Source organism: Actinopolymorpha cephalotaxi, assembly GCF_013408535.1.
In the GTDB taxonomy this organism is placed as follows: Bacteria; Actinomycetota; Actinomycetes; order Propionibacteriales; family Actinopolymorphaceae; genus Actinopolymorpha; species Actinopolymorpha cephalotaxi.
In genome coordinates, this window is the sequence record NZ_JACBZA010000001.1 from 5,855,007 (window position 1) to 5,872,471 (window position 17,465).

13 protein-coding genes are annotated in these 17,465 nt (G+C 69.4%); 3 read left to right on the forward strand and 10 right to left on the reverse strand.

The genetic code is table 11. The features are described 5' to 3' along the window. The first annotated feature begins 122 nt into the window (after positions 1–122). Positions 123–902 carry a trifolitoxin immunity protein gene (locus tag FHR37_RS26090; RefSeq protein ID WP_175542827.1) on the forward strand — a complete coding sequence of 260 codons (780 nt, stop codon included), beginning with the start codon at positions 123–125 and terminating at the stop codon, positions 900–902. Positions 903–921: 19 nt separating this feature from the next. On the opposite strand, the gene FHR37_RS26095 is transcribed toward FHR37_RS26090, so the two are convergent. Further along, the gene (locus tag FHR37_RS26095; RefSeq protein WP_237769120.1) at positions 922–1,983 is read right to left on the reverse strand and encodes a sucrase ferredoxin; all 1,062 of its coding nucleotides are present in this window, start codon (positions 1,981–1,983) and stop codon (positions 922–924) included. 168 nt (positions 1,984–2,151) lie between these two features. Next, complete coding sequence (locus FHR37_RS26100; RefSeq protein WP_238344818.1) at positions 2,152–4,167, reverse strand: HNH endonuclease signature motif containing protein; 2,016 nt, start codon at positions 4,165–4,167, stop codon at positions 2,152–2,154. Positions 4,168–4,388: 221 nt separating this feature from the next. Here FHR37_RS26100 and FHR37_RS26105 point away from each other — a divergent pair, with 221 nt between their 5' ends. Beyond that, positions 4,389–5,594 carry an ISL3 family transposase gene (locus FHR37_RS26105; protein WP_202884564.1) on the forward strand — a complete coding sequence of 402 codons (1,206 nt, stop codon included), beginning with the start codon at positions 4,389–4,391 and terminating at the stop codon, positions 5,592–5,594. A gap of 397 nt (positions 5,595–5,991) precedes the next feature. On the opposite strand, the gene FHR37_RS26110 is transcribed toward FHR37_RS26105, so the two are convergent. The 4 genes from FHR37_RS26110 to FHR37_RS26125 form a co-directional block, all read right to left on the reverse strand. Further along, positions 5,992–6,654, reverse strand: coding sequence for a septal ring lytic transglycosylase RlpA family protein (locus FHR37_RS26110; RefSeq protein WP_092883830.1), 663 nt, complete (start codon positions 6,652–6,654; stop codon positions 5,992–5,994). Positions 6,655–7,340: 686 nt separating this feature from the next. Then, entirely contained in the window at positions 7,341–8,288 is a 948-nt protein-coding gene (locus tag FHR37_RS26115) for a glycine betaine ABC transporter substrate-binding protein (RefSeq protein WP_202818118.1), read from the reverse strand. A gap of 94 nt (positions 8,289–8,382) precedes the next feature. Next, positions 8,383–9,390, reverse strand: coding sequence for an ABC transporter permease (locus FHR37_RS26120; protein ID WP_092883831.1), 1,008 nt, complete (start codon positions 9,388–9,390; stop codon positions 8,383–8,385). Next, a complete protein-coding gene (locus FHR37_RS26125; protein ID WP_092883832.1) occupies positions 9,387–10,781 on the reverse strand; it encodes a quaternary amine ABC transporter ATP-binding protein in 1,395 nt (464 codons plus the stop codon). The genes FHR37_RS26120 and FHR37_RS26125 overlap by 4 nt, the downstream gene beginning before the upstream one ends. A 330-nt stretch (positions 10,782–11,111) precedes the next feature. Between FHR37_RS26125 and FHR37_RS26130 the strand changes: the two genes are divergently transcribed. Next, entirely contained in the window at positions 11,112–11,270 is a 159-nt protein-coding gene (locus tag FHR37_RS26130) for a hypothetical protein (protein ID WP_175542541.1), read from the forward strand. 8 nt (positions 11,271–11,278) lie between these two features. Here the strand turns inward: FHR37_RS26130 and FHR37_RS26135 are convergent, their stop codons facing one another. The 4 genes from FHR37_RS26135 to FHR37_RS26150 form a co-directional block, all read right to left on the reverse strand. Next, positions 11,279–13,183 (reverse strand): ABC transporter ATP-binding protein, encoded by a 1,905-nt coding sequence (locus FHR37_RS26135; RefSeq protein ID WP_175542542.1) that lies wholly within the window; start codon positions 13,181–13,183, stop codon positions 11,279–11,281. Beyond that, on the reverse strand, positions 13,180–15,003 hold the full coding sequence (locus FHR37_RS26140; protein WP_092883833.1) for an ABC transporter ATP-binding protein: 1,824 nt from the start codon (positions 15,001–15,003) through the stop codon (positions 13,180–13,182). Before FHR37_RS26140 ends, FHR37_RS26135 begins: the two co-directional genes overlap by 4 nt. Positions 15,004–15,109: 106 nt before the next feature. Continuing rightward, entirely contained in the window at positions 15,110–16,204 is a 1,095-nt protein-coding gene (locus tag FHR37_RS26145; RefSeq protein ID WP_092883834.1) for a GNAT family N-acetyltransferase, read from the reverse strand. A 90-nt stretch (positions 16,205–16,294) separates the two neighbouring features. Then, the gene (locus FHR37_RS26150; RefSeq protein WP_092883835.1) at positions 16,295–17,386 is read right to left on the reverse strand and encodes a histidinol-phosphate transaminase; all 1,092 of its coding nucleotides are present in this window, start codon (positions 17,384–17,386) and stop codon (positions 16,295–16,297) included. Positions 17,387–17,465 lie beyond the last annotated feature (79 nt).

A 17,465-nucleotide genomic window follows, 5' to 3' on the forward strand; every position in this document is an offset into this window, starting at 1 on the left:
CGCCTCTCATCCGACGATTGGGACGTTTCGGACCGTGTCCGCGGCCTCGCGCGAACGGGACGAGGGCTGCCGACGGGCGTGCCGGGTGGCGCGTCACGACGTGGGCGGGGCACCCTGTCGGGATGGTCGCCGAGAGTTCAACTGGTCGCCACCGCGCCGCCGCCGCTGCTCGGGTCGAGGACCCCGACCCGGGGACGGCGCCGGCGCCTGGCCCCACGTACGTCCAGGACCTTCTCCGTCACCTCGGCCACTACGGCTGGCCCGGCGCGCCCAGGTATCTCCGCGACCGCGACGGCCGCGAGGTGCTCGGCCGGCTCGACGGGCACGTCGCGTGGGAGCCTGCCCAGCCGCCGCCGGTCTGGTCGGAGGACAGCCTGGTCAGGGTGGCGAAGCTGGTCCGGCAGTTCCACGACCTGACCGCGGGCACCCACCTGGCCGGTGACCAGGAGGTCGCCTGCCACCACGACCTGGCGCCGCGCACCACGGTCTACCGCGAGGAGGAGGCCGGGCTGCGTCCGTACGCGTTCGTCGGCTGGGACCACGCCGGACCGGGCCGCCGGGTGCACGACGTCGCGCTGGTGTGCTGGCAGTTCCTCGACCTCGGTCCGCGGCGGGCCAGCGCCGCCGGTCCGGCGAGGCTGGTGGCTCTGATCGCCGACGCGTACGGACTGCTGCCGAGGGACCGGGCCGACCTGGTGGAGACGATTCTGTGGTGGCAGGACCGGTGCCTGCGCGGGCTGGCGGCCTCCGACGCCGCCGGAGCCGGTGACGAGGTGGCGGCCGCCGCGGTCGAGGACGTCCGCGCGTCGTACGCATGGATGGCCGAGCACGCGGACCAGTTCGCCGCGGCGATCGCCCCAGCCCGGGTGCTGAACGCCGGTACGCACGCCCGCCAGGCCTGACCGGCGTAGGGCGTACGCCTCAGCCGGTACGTACGCCGGCGGGTTCGTCCTCGCCGACCTCGGTGACGACGTGGGCAGTGGGTGTCAACGGCGCCTTGGCGCAGCTGGTCTTTCGGTCCGGCGTCAGCGTCTTCTCCCGGCCGGCGACGGTCCAGGCCCGGTCACCGGCAACCACTCGTACCTGCCACCCCGATGCGCCGGCGCCCGTCGCGTGGGGCACCTCCGGATCCGGTCGTACGGCGTCCGGGTCGGCCTCGCCGGTCTGCTCGCGTACGGCGAGTTCGGCCACCTGGCCCGGCGCGGACCAGGTGGAGCGGCCGCGGCAGCGTTCGGTCACCATCCGGCCCGCCCTGGCCTCGGTGAGCACGTGCTCGGCGAAGTCGACGTCCAGCCGGCCGTACAGATAGCCGGTCGGCAACAGGACCGCCGTCGGCGCGAACCGGTGGCCGCCGGTGTGCGTGGTCTCCCAGACCGTGCCACCCGTCGGGCCGGTCACGTCGGCGGCGTGGCGCCGGGCGAGCTCACCGGCCAGCGGACGGCCGACGAGCGCGCAGCACAGGTCACGGCGGCCGTTGCTGCACACCAGCAGGACCGGCCCGGGCACCCGTTCGCCCCAGCCGAGCGGCTCCTCCCCCGCCGCCAGCGCCGCGAGGTCGAGGTCGAGCAGGGATCCGGGATCGTCGACGACCGCCGACCGCAGCCAGGTCGCGCCGGGCCGGGTGTGCGCCACGAACACCCGGCGCCCACCCGGCAACGTGTCCGGGGGATGCGCGTCGGCGTGCCGCCCGGGCCGGCGGATCAGCTGGATGCGTACGCCGGTGCCCTTCGCCCGGGCGGCGAGCTCACCGCCGAGTTCGACGTCGAGGTGGCTCTCCACCAGCGCGTCCGCGCCGTAGGGGCCGGGTTGCTCGATGCACAACCAGGTCGTCGCGGTCGCGGCCGAGCCCGCGATGGGTTCGTCGTACGTCGCGGACAGGACCGAGCAGGCGTCGGGTGATCGCCCGGCCTGACTCTGGCCGGCAACCGGCTCGTCGGGACTCGCGTTCACTTTCGCCCCGGCCTCCGCACCGTCACGTGTCACCGGACTCCTCCGTCGCATCCGCGGACCATCTCCTGCCACCGGCAGGCACTCCTCGTCCACTCTGTCAGCCCGGCGCGGCGGGTCGGGTCCGGGGCGCCACTATCGGCCAGCCGGGCCGACTGAGTCCCCTCGGGTCTCGTTCCGGGCGGGGTTCCGGGCATTCGCCCCTCAGAACGGTGGCAGGTCGTCGTCGGCCGACCGTGCTCCGGCGGTGGCTGGCACGGGCTCGGCTGGTTCGAGCGGGTCGGTGAGGGAGGGCGCTCCGCTGTGGTACTTCCGGCCGAACGGGTCGGTCAGGGTGTGCTCGCCGGGGCCGGTCTGCTTCAGTTTCCAGTCCCTCTCGGTTTTCGCCTTGTGGTGGCGTGGGCACAGTGGGGCGATGTTGTCGACGGAGGTTTCGCCGCCGTCGGCGTACTCGGTGTTGTGGTCCAGGTGGCAGGTCGCGGCGGGTCTTCTGCAGGTGGTCCACACGCAGCGCTGGTCGCGGGCATGCACCAGCTCGGCCTGCAGCCCGCGCAGAAACCTCGCCGGGATCGGATGCAGGTGCAGTAACCGCCCGGTGACCGGATGGGTGACCCCGACACTGAAGCGGGCTTCGGGGTTGTCGAGATGGTTCGCCACGATCCGGCGAGCCACCTCGGTGATGATCGGTCCGACTCCGCCGAGTTCCCCGGGCCGGGTGGACAGTCCCATCAGCGTGGTCAACGGCATGTTCAGCTGCACCTTGGCGCGCGTCTTGATCGGACCCCAGCTCGGCTGCGAAGAGGTCCACGGCGGTGGCGGCGGTGTGGAATTGTCTGTCGGCGGATCAGGCCGACCCCGCGGATCAGGTGGATCAAGTGGATCGGGTGGATCGGGCTGTCCCGGCGGCTCGGCGGTGCGGGCGGCCTCGTGGGCGGCGGTGTCGTGGACTCGGACACCGTTCATCGCGGCCGCACCACACACGGTGCAGCTGGCCACCGGTGCCGGAGAACAGTTCCCACACTCACACCAGCTGTCGTGCAGATCGTGGTCGGGGAACCGGTGCACGGCACAGCGCCCCAACTCGTCCTGGTCGGTGCCTCCCCGCGCCCGCTCGTTCCCGGTCCTCGGCTGCTCGGCGTCGTTCTCGCTGTGCGCCTGCGCGTTCTCGCTCTCCGGCGAGACGCCGTCCTCGGCCGAGGGGTCGTCTTCGACCTGCTCGCCTTCGACCTTCTCCTGCGGAGCGTCGCCTTCCGCGGGCCGCAGCCCAAAGTCGTCCGGTACAGACTCATCCTGCTCAGCCTCGTCCTGCACCGCCTCGTCCTGCGCGGCGTGGTCCTGCGCGGCCCGGTCCTGCGTGCTCTGGCCCTGGTCGGCGTGGTTCTCCTTGCCGACTGGGGCGGAGCAGTCGACGAGGTCGGCGGTGCCGCTGAGCAGGGAGAAGGCGACGTCCGCGCGTAGCTGGCTCAGCTTGCGCGGGTCGCCGGCGGACTTCACGGCACGTGCGATCGCGTCGATGTACCCGTACGCCTCCGCGGCCTGGTCAGCGGACAGGCCTCGGATCGCCAGGTCGGCAACACCGTCGACGGCCGGCCAGATCGCCACGTTCCGCCCCGTACGTGCTTCCCGGTGCCGTTTGCCGGCAGCTTCGGGGTCGGCTTTGATGACCTCGGCTTCGACCTTGGCCCGCAACAGCCCGCCCCGCAGTTCGAGCACCTTGGGGAAGATGGCGTCCTCGATCGCATCCCACAGGTCGGGTTTCGCGTCGGTGATCCGGTCCACGATCGCCCGCACGTCGGGCAGCTCCAGCCCACCGGACGCCAGCGCCACACGCACACGGGGCAGGCGGGGCAGGGTGAGGGCCAGCGCGAGGTACCAGCTGGTGTGGTAGCCCGACCATCGCAGCAGCGGTTCGAGGACGGCCTGGGTCATCGGGTCCATCTCGGGACTGCGCTGCGCCGGCTCGTCGGGCATACCGGGTTCGGCGTAGGCGAGTTCGTTCACCTCCGACAGGCACTCGGCCTCCGCCCAGCCGATCAACCGCCGCCACGCCCTGGCCCGCTCCTCCACCTCGAACCCGTTACACACCCCGCGATCCACCGACGCGAGCAGCACCGCAAGCCGCGGACCACCCCGCACATCAGCGAACCCATCCGGCAGCACCCGGCGACGACCCGGGCCCTCACCCAGGTCGCCGCCGAAGCACTCACCGCCGTCGCTCATGTGTCCCTCTCCTCGGCTTGGTGTGGGTTCGTAACCAGGGCCGGGAGGGGGTTGGTGTGGCTGGGTTGGGGTGTGTGGCGCGGGGCGGGGCATGAGAAGACGCGCACGTGGTTGCCCTTAGGTTCTGGGTGTCGAATCCTTAACCGTCTGGAGCAACGCACGTGCGCGTCACCACGGTATTCAACCGCATTCTGGGTTTGCCCGGGGCATCGGTGTGCTCGGTGGACTTCACCACCGACGGCCTCGTTCTTGGCCTTCGCCGCCGGCGTGGCCGCCGCTACCGGTGTGAGTGCGGGTTCTCCACCCGGGCCCGCTATGACATATCCCGCCGCCGCTGGCGCCACCTGGACTTCGGGGCCACCAAGGTGTGGCTGGCCGCCGACATCGCCCGGATCGCCTGCCCGGCGTGTGGAATCCGCACCGAGACCGTGCCCTGGGCGCGGCGCAACGCCCGGCACACCCGCGACTTCCAGGACGTGATCGGCTGGCTGGCCCAGCGCATGGACAAGACGAGCGTGGCCCGGCTGCTGCGGTGCTCGTGGGAGGCGGTGGACCGGGCGGTGAGAATGCTGGTGGCCGACCATCTGCCCACCGACCGGCTGGACGGGCTGTATCGGATCGGGGTGGACGAGATCTCCTACAAACGCGGCCACCACTACCTGACCATCGTCTGCGACCACGACACCGGCCGGGTGGTCTGGGTGACCAAGGACCGCACCCGCAAGGCGTTCGAGGGCTTCTTCACCGCCCTGGGCCCTGACCGCAGCAAACAGCTGACCGCGATCACCATGGACGGCTCCCCGATCTACATGCCCGTCGCCGCACAGAAGGCGCCACAGGCCGCGGTGTGCCTGGACCCCTTCCACGTCATCAAGTGGGCCAACGAAGCCCTCGACAGAGCCCGCCAGGCCAACCCCGCCGCCCCACCACTGCCAGCCGCCCCGGCCAGCCCGGCCAAGCAGCACACCGTCGCACAGGTCAACGCCCCGGCCAGGGCGTGGCGACGGCTGAAGACAGCGCTGCGCTCAGGCGCTGAAAACCTCACCGACGACCGCCGCGCCCTCATCAACGCCCTGCGCCGCCACAACTACCAGCTCTTCCGCGCCTGGACCCTCAAAGAACAACTACGAGACCTCTACCGCATCCCACCCGAACAGGCCCGCCGCTACCTCCGAAGGTGGATCACCCGCGCGTTCCGATCCACCATCCCCGCGATGCGCCAACTGGCCACCCGCCTGAAGAAGTACTTCCAACAAACCATCGCAGCCGTCGAACTCGGCCTGTCCAACTCACGAGCAGAAGGCATCAACAGCAAAATCCGCGTCATCCAACGCCGCGGCTACGGACACCCAGGACCAGACTCCCTCACCGCCATGATCTACCTCTGCCTCGGCGGAATCACCCTCAACCTCCCCACACAAACCTGAGGAGAGGGTCATGCGTTCGAGTCTACCGCACAAGATCAGCTCCCGCTCGCGGGAAACCCCTTACCTACAAGAAGAATCGACGTCAATCTCGCCTTGCATGACGACTCACCAGCCTGTCAGGCCCATACGTACAGTCCAGGCCGACACCCGCACGCGGGAAGTTGTTCAGCACACGTGAGCCCGTTGCTGGTCTCGTACTTCCCGTCGCGAAGCCACGCGATGGCTTGAGCGGAGACCGAGGGCCACGCCGCACGCACACGGACCTCAGACGCCGACGGGCCCTTCCCCGCACGGGGAAGGGCCCGTCGAAACGTGACCGTCGACGCGACCAGCGCGTCCAACCGCTGTGAACCTGCCGGAGTCCGCCGAAGCGGATCAGAAGCAGGGGCGGTACGGGCTAGTTCTTGCTGAGCACCTCGTAGGTGACTTCCTGGCGACCCTGGCCGCGGGAGACGCCGAGCGCGTCCCACGTGTCGGGCAGCAGGTCGATCACCGCGCCGGTCCAGCCGGCCGGGCCGCGGTCCGCGACCGGGGCGATCACGCTCTTGCCGGTCTGCTTGCTGGTGATCCGCACCATGGTGCCGCAGGGAATCTTCCACAGCGCCACACCCTTGGTGATGTTCTGGCTGTTGCCGCCGCAGGCGAGGGGCTGGTACTCCGTGGAGTCACCGAAGAAGGTCCCCGGTCCGCTCTTCGTCTCCAGCACCTTCCAGACGGGCCCGGAGGCCTTCTTGACGGTCTTCGCCTTCTTGGTCACCTTCGGCTTCGGCTTGGTGGTCTTCTTCACCACCTTCTTCTCGGCCTTCTTGACGACCTTCTTCTCGGCCTTCTTGGTCGCCTTGGGCTTCGGCTTCGGCTTCGGCTTCGCGGTCTTCGTCGGCGTGGCCTTCGGAGTGGCGGTCGGTACCGGCTTCCGGTCAGCACCTCGGGCGGCGGCCTTGGGCGACTTGGCGGCCTTGATCGGCTTGTCCACGGACGCGGTGGCCGGGGCGGGCTCGGACCGGTTGGCCAGGACCAGTCCACCCGCGGCGACTCCGGCCACCACGAGAGCCGCGGCCACAATTCCTACGACGATCTTTCGACGGGCACTCTGCGAGAATTTCTGCAGCCCAGACAAGAGCAAAACCTTTCGATCGGGACAAATCGTTCTGCACCGCTGCGGAATGATCTCCCCCGACCGCGCGCGACCCGAATACGCGGGCCGCCGGCGTCACGAAACCTGACGTTGTGTCGCTTTTGTGTGAGGTCTCGATACTTATGTACGGACAACCGCGGGCAGTCGGCGCGATGGGACACGACTGCTCGGCGCAGCACCGGAATGTAGCTGGCGAAACCGCGCAGGGTTCGCCACGACGCCACCCAGATTTGCATGTACGGCGAGATCATTCCAAGTCGGTGCGCACCGCAGGAAAGTGACCTTCACCACATCAAATGCGGCGAGTAACCTGGTGACAGCGCAGACCGGATGGAACCGAAAGAATATGCGCACACCCTGCGGGCCCACGAAAGATTATCAGCACTTCGTGGTGCCTTTATCGGGGCAACTCTAGCTTTCCCGGGCAGAACTGTCCAAACAGCTCCCGAATTGGTCCGCGGGCACCGGGGCAACGAGTCGTTGACAGATAACCGACAGGCAACCGACAGGCAACCGACTGACAAATGACAGCGCCCGGCCCCACCTCGTCGGTGGGGCCGGGCGCTGAGAGCTACCGGAAGCCCGGTACGCCTACTTCGTCGCGGGTACGACTACTTCGTCAGTCCGTCCACGAAGTCCGCGTTCTTCTTCGACCAGTCGGACACACCCTTGGCCTCGTTGCCCTTGTTCTTGTTCAGGGCCTCGTCCTCGAGGGTGCCGAGCTGCTTGTCGGTCATCTTGAAGTCGGCCATCCACTTCTTGACCTCGGGGAAGTCCTTGCCGAAGTCCTTACGCCCGACCACGTGCAGCTGCTCGCCCTTGCCCAGGGTCCCCTTGGGGTCCTTGAGGTCGTGGATGGGCAGCTTGGCGTAGGCCCAGTGCGGCTTCCACAGAGTCACCACGATCGGCTTCTTGGCCTTGATCGCCTTCTGCAGCTCGGCCAACATCGCCGGCGTGGAGGACTTGGCCAGCTGGAAGTTGTCCAGGCCGTACGCCGGCATGACCTTCTTCTCGGTCGTGCTGGTCAGCCCGGCGCCCGCCTCGATGCCGGTGATCTTGCCGCCGAACTCGCCGGACTTCGCCTTCAGGTCCCCGATCGTCTTGACGTCCTTGACGTAGTTGGGGACGGTGATGCCGAGGGTGGCGTTGTCGTACCAGACGCCCACGTCCTCCAACTGCTTCCCGTAACGGTCCCAGTACGTCTTGTGGGTCGTCGGCAGCCAGGTGTCCAGGAACAGGTCGACGTCACCCTTGGCAAGGCCGGCGAAGAGCGGTCCCGGGTCCAGCTGGACCATCTCGACCTTGTAGCCCTTCTTCTCCAGGGCCTGCTTCCAAAGGTGGGTGGTGACGACGTCCTCGTCCCAGGGGATCCAGCCGATCTTGATCGTCTTGCCGTTCCCGGAGCCGGAGCCACCTTCCTGGGTGGTCTCCTTCTTCTTGTCGCCACCGGCGGCGTTGTTCGCACCGCCGATGGTGCCGCAGCCCGCGGCCACCAGCGTGGTGGCCACCAGTGCCGCGAGCGCAACCGCCAGGCGGCGCCACAGTCCTCCAGTTCGCACGGTTCTACAGTCCTTTCGTCGTCAGGTAGTTCACGTCACGCGCCCAAACGGCACGTGAGTGCCCCGCATGGTCGGTGTCAGCGCTGCCGGAACGTCATCGGTTTCCGGCGGCCGACTGCGCACGGACCACTGCCGAACGACTCGTCAAAGAGGCCGTCAGCCGGTCGAGGTAGACCGCGAGCACCACAACCGCCAAGCCGGCTTCGAAGCCGCCGGCCAGATCGATGGTGGAGATTGAGGTGTAGACCTTGCCGCCGAGGCCACCGGCGCCGACCAGCCCGGAGATCACGACCATGGACAGGGCCAGCATGATGACCTGGTTGACGCCGGCCATGATCGTCGGCAGGGCGAGCGGGATCTGGATCCGGCCGAGGATGCGTCCAGGCGGTGCGCCGAACGACTCACCGGCCTCGACGACCTCACGGTCGACCTGGCGGATCCCCAACTCGGTCAGGCGTACGCCGGGTGCCATCGCGAAGATGACGGTGGCGACGACGCCGGGTACAACCCCGACGCCGAACAGGAAGATCGCCGGGATGAGGTAGACGAACCCCGGCATGGTCTGCATGAAGTCCAGCACCGGCTTGACGATCCGGCTCACCGTCTCGTTCTGCCCGGCGGCGATTCCTACCGGGATGGAGACCACCACCGCGACCAGGCTCGCGACCAGGACCAGCGCCAGCGTGTCCATGGTCGGCTTCCACAGCCCCATGCTGTCGATGAGGAGGAACGCGACAACCGAGAACACGCCGAACTTCCAGCCCCGCAGGGCCAGTCCGAGTACGCCGAACGCGACCGCGAGCACGATGGCCGGCGGCAGGCCGCCGAACGCCGCCGCGTAGCCGAGCGCCATCGCGACCACGAAGGCGCCCGCGCCCCACTTCCAGCCCTTCAGGGAAAGGGCGAGCAGGCCGAAGACGACGGCCAGGCCGACGATCACGGGTGCGTTGAAGAACCCCGCGAGCCCGTCGACGACGAAGCCGACAGCACTGCCGATGGCGTCGAACAGCCCACTGAGGTTGTTCACCAGCCAGTCGACGACGGCGGCGAAGACCTCGCCGATGGGCAGGCGAGGAATCGAGAACGTGGCGAGCAGACTCACGGCCTGACCTCCTCGGTGTCCGTGCCGGTGCTGCCGGCGGGCTTGTCGTCAATCCCGGCTTGCGTGCCGTCAGGGACGGCCTGCGCCCCGTCGGAGTCGGCCGGCGTGCCGTCGGATTCGGCCGGCGTGCCGTCAACCAGGGCTTGCGTGCTGTCAGGCACGGCCTGCGTCCCGTTCGAATGCACCTGCACACCGTCGACGTCGGCCGCGTGGGTTCCGCTGCCGAGCGCGGCCAGCAGGGTCACCCTGGGGATCACGCCCAGCAGTCGCCGTTCGTCGTCCACGACGGCAAGCGGCACCGGCGCCTCCGACGAGGGGGTCAGCAGGTCGGCGAGCATCACGTCCGGCCCGACCGACACCACGTCCTCGTCGTTGGTCAGCCCCTCCAGGGACTCCTTGCCGGTCCGGGTCGCCTCCGCCGCAACACTGTCGCGCACAGCGCCGATCAGGCGCCGGTCACGGTCGACGACGAACGCCGCTCCGACCTGGTTCTCCCGCATCACCCGCAGCGCCTGGCGGGGACCGGACTTGGCCCGCACCAACGCCACCGGCGGCTCCATGACCGCACTGGCGGTGAGCACCCGCGAGCGGTCGACGTCCTGCACGAACTGTGCGACGTAGTCGTTCGCCGGGTCCTGCAGGATCTCTTCGGACGTACCGATCTGCACGATCCGGCCGTCCCGCATCATCGCGATCCGGTCGCCGAGACGCATCGCCTCGTTCAGGTCGTGGGTGATGAAGACGATGGTTTTGCCCAAGCGGGCTTGGAGTTCCAGCAGCTGTTCCTGCATCTCCCGCCGGATCAGCGGGTCGAGTGCGCTGAACGCCTCGTCCATCAACAGAATGTCGGTACCGGCGGCGAGCGCACGGGCCAGGCCGACCCGCTGCCGCATCCCGCCGGACAACTGGGTCGGCAGGTGGTCTTCCCAGCCCTCCAGCCCCACCATGGAAAGCGCCTCGCGGGCTCGGTCGACACGCTCGGCCTTGCCGAGCTTGCGGATCTCCAGCGCGTAGGCGGCGTTCTCCAGGACGGTGCGGTGCGGCAGGAGCGCGAAGTGCTGGAAGACCATGCTGATCTTCTCCTGCCGGACCGCGCGCAACCGCTTGGGAGAAAGGCCGCTCAGCTCGGTGTCCCCGAGATAGACCTTGCCGGAGGTGGGAGTGAGGAGGCCGTTGAGCGTCCGGATCAACGTGGACTTGCCCGAGCCGGACAACCCCATGACGACGAAGATCTCGCCCTCTTCGACGGCGAAGGACGCGTCGATCACGGCCGGCGTAACGCCCATACGGCGCACGTCCTTGGCTTCCTTGCCCTGCTCCAGCAGGGGAACGGCATCGTCTGCACGACGCCCGAAGACCTTGTAGATCTTTTCGGCACGTACTGCGTGCACGAGCTCCCAATCTCTTTGATCGCACCTCGTGACACACGGCTGTACAGCCGGGCACGGCGAAGCACTCGGGGCCACGTCAACCGCTGGTTGGCACACGCGGGTCGCGTGCGCTCGTACGGTCACAGTCGACCGGCACCCCCTGAATCGATCACGACGATCGACAGCACGGGCGCGAGTGCGCCCAGCGGCGTCCTCTCGTCGGACACCTGTGCGGGCCGGTCCACCCCTGACGGAGTAGTTCGGGTGTGGACGCTACCGGGACCCGCGGTCAGATCGCCAATCCGGTAACCGGAATGTTGCCTATCTCCTACCCGATGTCACGTCGCGTGCATGGGGGGAACGCCTGCGCCACAAGGAAGCGCGCACGGTTCGTACGCGGGCACCGAAGGTGACGACGACCTGGACGACGAAAGAGCCGCCTCCCCGCGCAGGGAGACGGCTCCTTCGTCGTTCGCCGTGGCCGGCCCGAGCGGGGCCGGCCACGAGTGATCAGCTGCTCAGGCCAGGCTCTCCAACCACGCGTTGTGCAGGTCGGCGAACCGCCCGGTCTGCTCGATCAGCTGGCTGGGCGACCCGTCCTCGACCACCCGGCCCTGCTCCATGACCAGTACCCGGTCGGCGATCTCCACCGTGGACAGCCGGTGGGCGATGATCAGCGCCGTACGGTCCGCGAGGATCGTCCGCAGTGCCCGCTGCACCAGCCGCTCGCTCGGGACGTCCAGGCTGGACGTCGCCTCGTCGAGGATCAGCACCGCGGGGTCGGCGAGGAACGCCCGGGCGAACGCGATCAGCTGCCGCTGCCCGGCCGACAGCCGGCCACCCCGCTTGCCCACCTGGGTGTCGTACGCGTCCGGCAGCGCCTCGATGAACTCGTCCGCGCCGATGGCCCGGGCCGCCGCCACGACCTCCTTCATCGTGGCGTTCGGCCGGCCGAACCTGATGTTGTCGGCCACCGAGCCGGTGAACAGGAAGTTCTCCTGGGTCACCATGACCACGGCCTTGCGGAGCGTGGCCTCGTCGAGGTCGCGCAGGTCGACCCCGTCCAGACGTACGCTTCCCTTGATCGGGTCGTAGAAGCGGGACAGCAGCTTCGCCAGCGTCGTCTTGCCGGCGCCGGTCGCACCCACCAACGCGACCGTCTGGCCCGCGGGCATCCGCAGGTCCAGCTCCGGCAGCACCGGCCGGCCCTCGACGTACCCGAACTCCACGTGGTCGAAGTGCACCTCGCCGCGGGCGTTGTCGAGCTTGACCGGCTCGGCGGGCTCGGCCACCTCCGGCTTCTCCTCCAGCACACCGGACAGCTTCTCCAGTGCGGCGCTGGCCGACTGGAACGTGTTGTAGAACTGGCTGATCTCCTGCATCGGCTCGTAGAACTGCCGGAGGTACAGCAGGAACGCCGCCAGCACACCGACGGTCACCGCGTCGTGGAACGCGAGCCAGCCGCCGTACAACAGCACCGCCGCCACCGTGACGTTGCCGATCGCCTTCACGCCCGGCATGAAGACCGCGATCAGTCGCATGCCCTGCATGTTGGCGTCGCGGTAGTCGGCGTTGACCTTCTCGAAGATCTGCTGGTTGCGCGGCTCACGACGGAACGCCTGCACCGCGCGGATGCCGCCCATCGACTCCACGAAGTGCACGATGACGACCGCCACCGTCTCCCGCGTCCTGCGGTAGGCGAGGCTGGACTTCTTCCGGAACCACTGCGTGAAGAACAGCAGGATCGGGATCGGGACCAGCGCCACCAGACCGAGGTTGACGTCGAGGATCAGCAACAGCACGGCCGTACCGACGAGGGTGAGCACCGCGCTCACCATGCTGTCGAAGCCGGACTGCAGCAGCTCGTAGATCGCCTCGATGTCGGAGGTCAGGCGGGAGATCACCCGACCGGAGGTGTACTTCTCGTGGAACGACAGCGACAGCTTCTGGAAGTGGTTGAAGATCCGCCGCCGCAGGTGCAGCAGCACCTCCTGGCCGATCCGCCCGGACAGCTGCAGGAACAGCTGCCGGGTGATGGCCTGGGTGACCGCCGCCACCACCAGCGCCACCACGACGGTGACCAGCGTGGTGGCACCCTCGTTGTGGACCAGCGGCGGGATGCCGCGGTCGATACCGACCTTCACGAGGTACGGAATGGCCAGCCGGGCGGCGTTCTCGACGACCACCGCCACGATCAGCAGCGCGATCAGCTTGCGGTAAGGGCGCAGCAGGTCGCCGAGCAGCTTCCGGGAACGCTCCCGGAGGAACACCGACGCCTTGTCGCCGATGTCGTCCTGCCCTTCGGCCGCGACACCCCGCCAGTCCTCCGCCGGCTGGGCGTCGGCGGCGTTCCGTGCGTTCTGTGCGTTCTCGTCGGCCTCGTCACCGGAGGTCTTCGTCGTGTCCTGGGTCTGGGTCGTCACGAGTACACCTCCTCAGCGTCGAGATCCGCGTCCTGGCCGAGCAGCTCGCGGTAGGCGGGCACGTCCGCGAGCAGCTCCTGGTGGGTGCCGACGTGGGTCACCGTGCCGCCCTGCAGCAGGGCAACCTTGTCCGCCAGCAGCACCGTCGACGCCCGGTGGGCGACCACGATGCCGGTGGCCTCGGCGAGCACGTGCCGCAGCGCCTTCTCCACCAGCGCCTCGGTCTCCACGTCCAGCGCGGAGAGCGTGTCGTCGAGCACCAGGATCTTCGGCCTGGTGAGCACAGCCCGGGCCAGCGCCAGTCGCTGCCGCTGGCCACCGGACAGCGACAGGCCCTGCTCGCCGATCCGGGTGTCCAGGCCCCACGGCAGGTCGTGCACGAACCTCGCCTGGGCGACCTCGAGCGCCTGGTGGACCTCCTCCTCGGTCGCGTCGGTGCGACCGAGAGTGAGATTCTCCCGCACGCTCATGGAGAACAGCGTGGGCTCCTCGAACGCGGTGGCCACGATCGAGCGCAGTGCCGGGAGGGTGAGATCGCGGACGTCGCGCCCGTCGATGGTCACCCGGCCCGCGGTGACGTCGTGCAAGCGGGGCACCAGCGCCGTCAACGTGGTCTTGCCGGAACCGGTCGCGCCCACGACCGCCACCGTCTCACCGGGCGCGACGTCGAGCCACACGTCGTGCAGCACCGGGGTGTCCTCGTCGGGGAAGTGGAAGCCCACGCCCTCGAACCGCAGGTGACCGGCCGCGCGGGGCGCCTCCTCCGAACCGCCCTCGATGGCCGGCTCGGTGTCGAGCACCTCCATCACCCGGTCGGAGCCGGTCATCGCCTCCTGCGCCATGGCGAGGATCTGCCCCAGCGAGGCGATCGGCCACACCAGCTGCAGCACCAGGGTGCTGAACGCCACCAGGTCGCCGAGCGTCAACGCGCCCTTGCCGACGGCCAGAGCGCCGAACAGCAGGACGAAGGTGAGAGTGAGGTTGGGGACGAAGCCGAGGAACGTCCAGAACCTCGACGACAGCCGCACCTTGTCCATCGACGTGTCGTAGACCAGGCGGGCCTGCTCGTCGAAGGTGTCGTACATGTGGTGCCGGCGGCCGAACGCCTTGATGACCCGGATCCCGACCGCGCCCTCCTCGACGACGGTGGCGAGGTCACCCTGCTGGTCCTGCACCGCGCGGGAGATCCGGATGTAGCGCTTCTGGAACCGCGCCGACAGCACGATGACCGGCGCCGCGGTCGCCGCCACCAGCAGCCCCAGCGGCCAGTACATCTGCAGCAGTAGCACCGTGACGACGGCCAGCTGGACGACGTTGGTGACGAGGAAGATGATGCCGAATCCGAGGAACCGCCGGATGATCGACAGGTCGGTGGTGATCCGGGACAGCAGCTGGCCGCTCTGCCAGCCGCCGTGGAAGCTCATCGGCAGTCGCTGCAGGTGAGCGTAGATGTCGTCGCGGATCTCGGTCTCCAGGCCGAGCACGGCCACGGACTGGATCCAGCGACGAAGGAAGATGAGGAAGGCCTCGACGAGTCCGAGTACGACCGCCAGCAGGCCCAGGAGGACCAGACCGCGGGTGTCACGTTCTGCGATCGGTCCGTCGATGATGTGCTTGGTGACCAGAGGGATCGCCAGGCTCGCGCCGACACCGAGAAGTGCCGCGGCGAACATCACGATCAGCCGGCCGACGTAGGGCCGGAGGTAGGTCCGCAACCGCCACAGCGAGTCGAGGCTACGGAGCCGGGATCTGGAGTTGTCGGTGGTGCCGGGCTGGTTGGGCTGGTTGGCGACAGCCGTCGCCGAGGTATCTGATGGCATTGTCGGGCAGGCCACTCCTCACCGAGTGCGTTTCGGAAGAAGGACGCCGGATCCTGAACGCCGCCCCTCCACGGGCGATCCGGCAAGAACTGAAGCTGAGACCTCCTCAGGATAATCGGTCCGGACAACTACTCGCACCGGAGAAACCGAGATGCCCGGGGGAGACCGCCAAGCCCTGTTGGGCTTCTGGCCGCATCTGGCCAGGCAGGTTCACCGCAGCCGGACGTACGACATACAGCACGTGACGCATCCCGGCGTGCGGGACCTCGCGGGCGAAGCGCATTCCCAACCGGTCCATCACCGCACGTGAACGCGCGTTGTGCGGCAACGTGAAGGCGACCACCTCCCGCGCACCGAGCTCGGTGAACGCGAGCACCAGGCCGGCCGCACCCATCTCGGTGGCGTAGCCGCGGCCCCACCGCTCCGGGCGTACCGTCCACCCGATCTCGTGCGTGGAACGGCCGTCGAGGACGTACGGAGCGATGCCGCCCCGGCCGACCAGCTCGCCGTCGTCACGGTCGTAGGCGGCCCACGTGCCGAACCCCGCCGCGTCCCAGCCGGCCCGCAGGCGCAGTACGCTCCGGCGGCCGGACTCCCGCGTCCACGCACCGCCGAGCCAGTCCGCCACCTCCGGCCTGGCGTGCAGGCGCCACAGGTCCGTCCCGTGTTCGGGCCCGATCGGCTCCAGCCGCAGCCTCCGGGTCAGCCGGGTACGCGCGGCCTTCACCACCGTCTCGGTCAGGCCGGGGTCGGCCACGGTTCCCGGCGACCGCAGCCATCCGGTGTCGCCGAGTCCGGCCCAGGTGAACGCGTCGTGGCCGGTGCCGGTGAGGTCGGGCGCCGCCGCGGGCTCGGCAGCCGCAGCCTGGGCCGCGGTGACCAGGAAACGGAGCTCGCGACGGACCGGCCGGCCCGTACGACCTGACCCGTTCGGGACCGGCGCGGCGGGCTCGATGATCGGCTCGACCGCACGGACGGTCCAGCCGGTCGACCGGGTGACGGCGTGGCGGAGGGCTTCCCCGGCGGTCGTACCGACCGGGACGTCGGCGACGACGGGCTCCCACGTGCCGGGCCGCGGCGCCCCGTCGGGCCGGCGCAGCAGCAGGATCCGGTGCCGCCGGTCGCGGACGAGTGCGGTCACCCGCAGCGCGGGCCCGTCATGGTCGCGGATCAGCCCGCACAGGTCCGCCGCGACACCCATGAACTCCGCCTACCCACCTGCGGCGCCCACACTCGCGACCCGGCGGGCGGGACAGACGGGAAGGACGAACGGGCGGGACGGGCGGCTCGGTCAGCGGGCTCTGGCGGCCCAGCGTCCGGCGAGCTCCAGGAAGAGGTCGTTGGCGGCGGGTTCGCCGACGCTCACCCGGCACCCCTCGTCACCGAACGGCCGGACCACGACGCCGCCCTCCTCACACGCCCGGGCGAACGCCTGCGTGTCGGCCCCGAGCGGGACCCAGCTGAAGTTGGCCTCGGTCACCGGTACGTCGTAGCCGAGCGCGCGCAGCCCCTCGGCCACCCGGGTGCGCTCCTTGACCAGCACCTCGACCTGTTCCAGCAGCTCGTTCTCGCAGGCCAGCGCCGCCAGCGCCGCCTCCTCCGCGACGCTGGACACTGCGAACGGCGGGGTACACACCCGCAGCGCCTCGGCGACCGGGTCGTGCGCGATCGCGTACCCGACCCGGAAGTTGGCCAGGCAGTACGCCTTGGAGAACGTCCGCAGCACGCAGACGTTGGGGTACTCGCGGTACAGCGCCAGCCCGTCGGCGGCCTCCGGGTCGCGGACGAACTGCAGGTAGGCCTCGTCGACCACGATCAGCACGTCGCTCGGGACCCGGGCGCAGAACTCGGCCAGCTCCTGGTGCGTGACCACCGGGCCGGTCGGGTTGTTCGGCGTACAGACGATCACGACCCGGGTCCGGTCGGTGATCGCGGCGGCCATCGCGGTGAGGTCGTGCCGTGCGCCGGTGGTCAGCGGCACCTCGATCCGGGTGGCGCCGGCGACCTGCGCCGCGATCGGGTACGCCTCGAACGAGCGCCAGGCGTACATCACCTCGTCGCCCGGCTCGCAGGTCGCCTGGAGCAGGTGGTAGAGCAGCGCCACCGAGCCGGTACCCGTGGCGAAGTGGCCGGGCGGGACGTCGAGCCGGTCCGACAGCGCGCCGACCAGCCGGCCGCAGGTGAGGTCGGGGTAGCGGTTCATCACCCGGCTGGCCTCGTGCGCCGCCTCGGTGAGGGCGGGCAGCGGCGGGAACGGGTTCTCGTTGCTGGACAGCTTGTACGTCGGCCGGTCGGTGGCCGCCGCGGCCGGACGGCCCGGCTTGTACGACGGGATGCCCCGGAGGGCTTTGCGCAGGCGAGGTCCGGTCGACGGGTCGGTCATGCTCCTCACCATAGGGTCTGCCGGGCGGGACACGGCGCCCGGATCCTCGACCGGGACGTCGTGGCGTTCTCGCTGATCA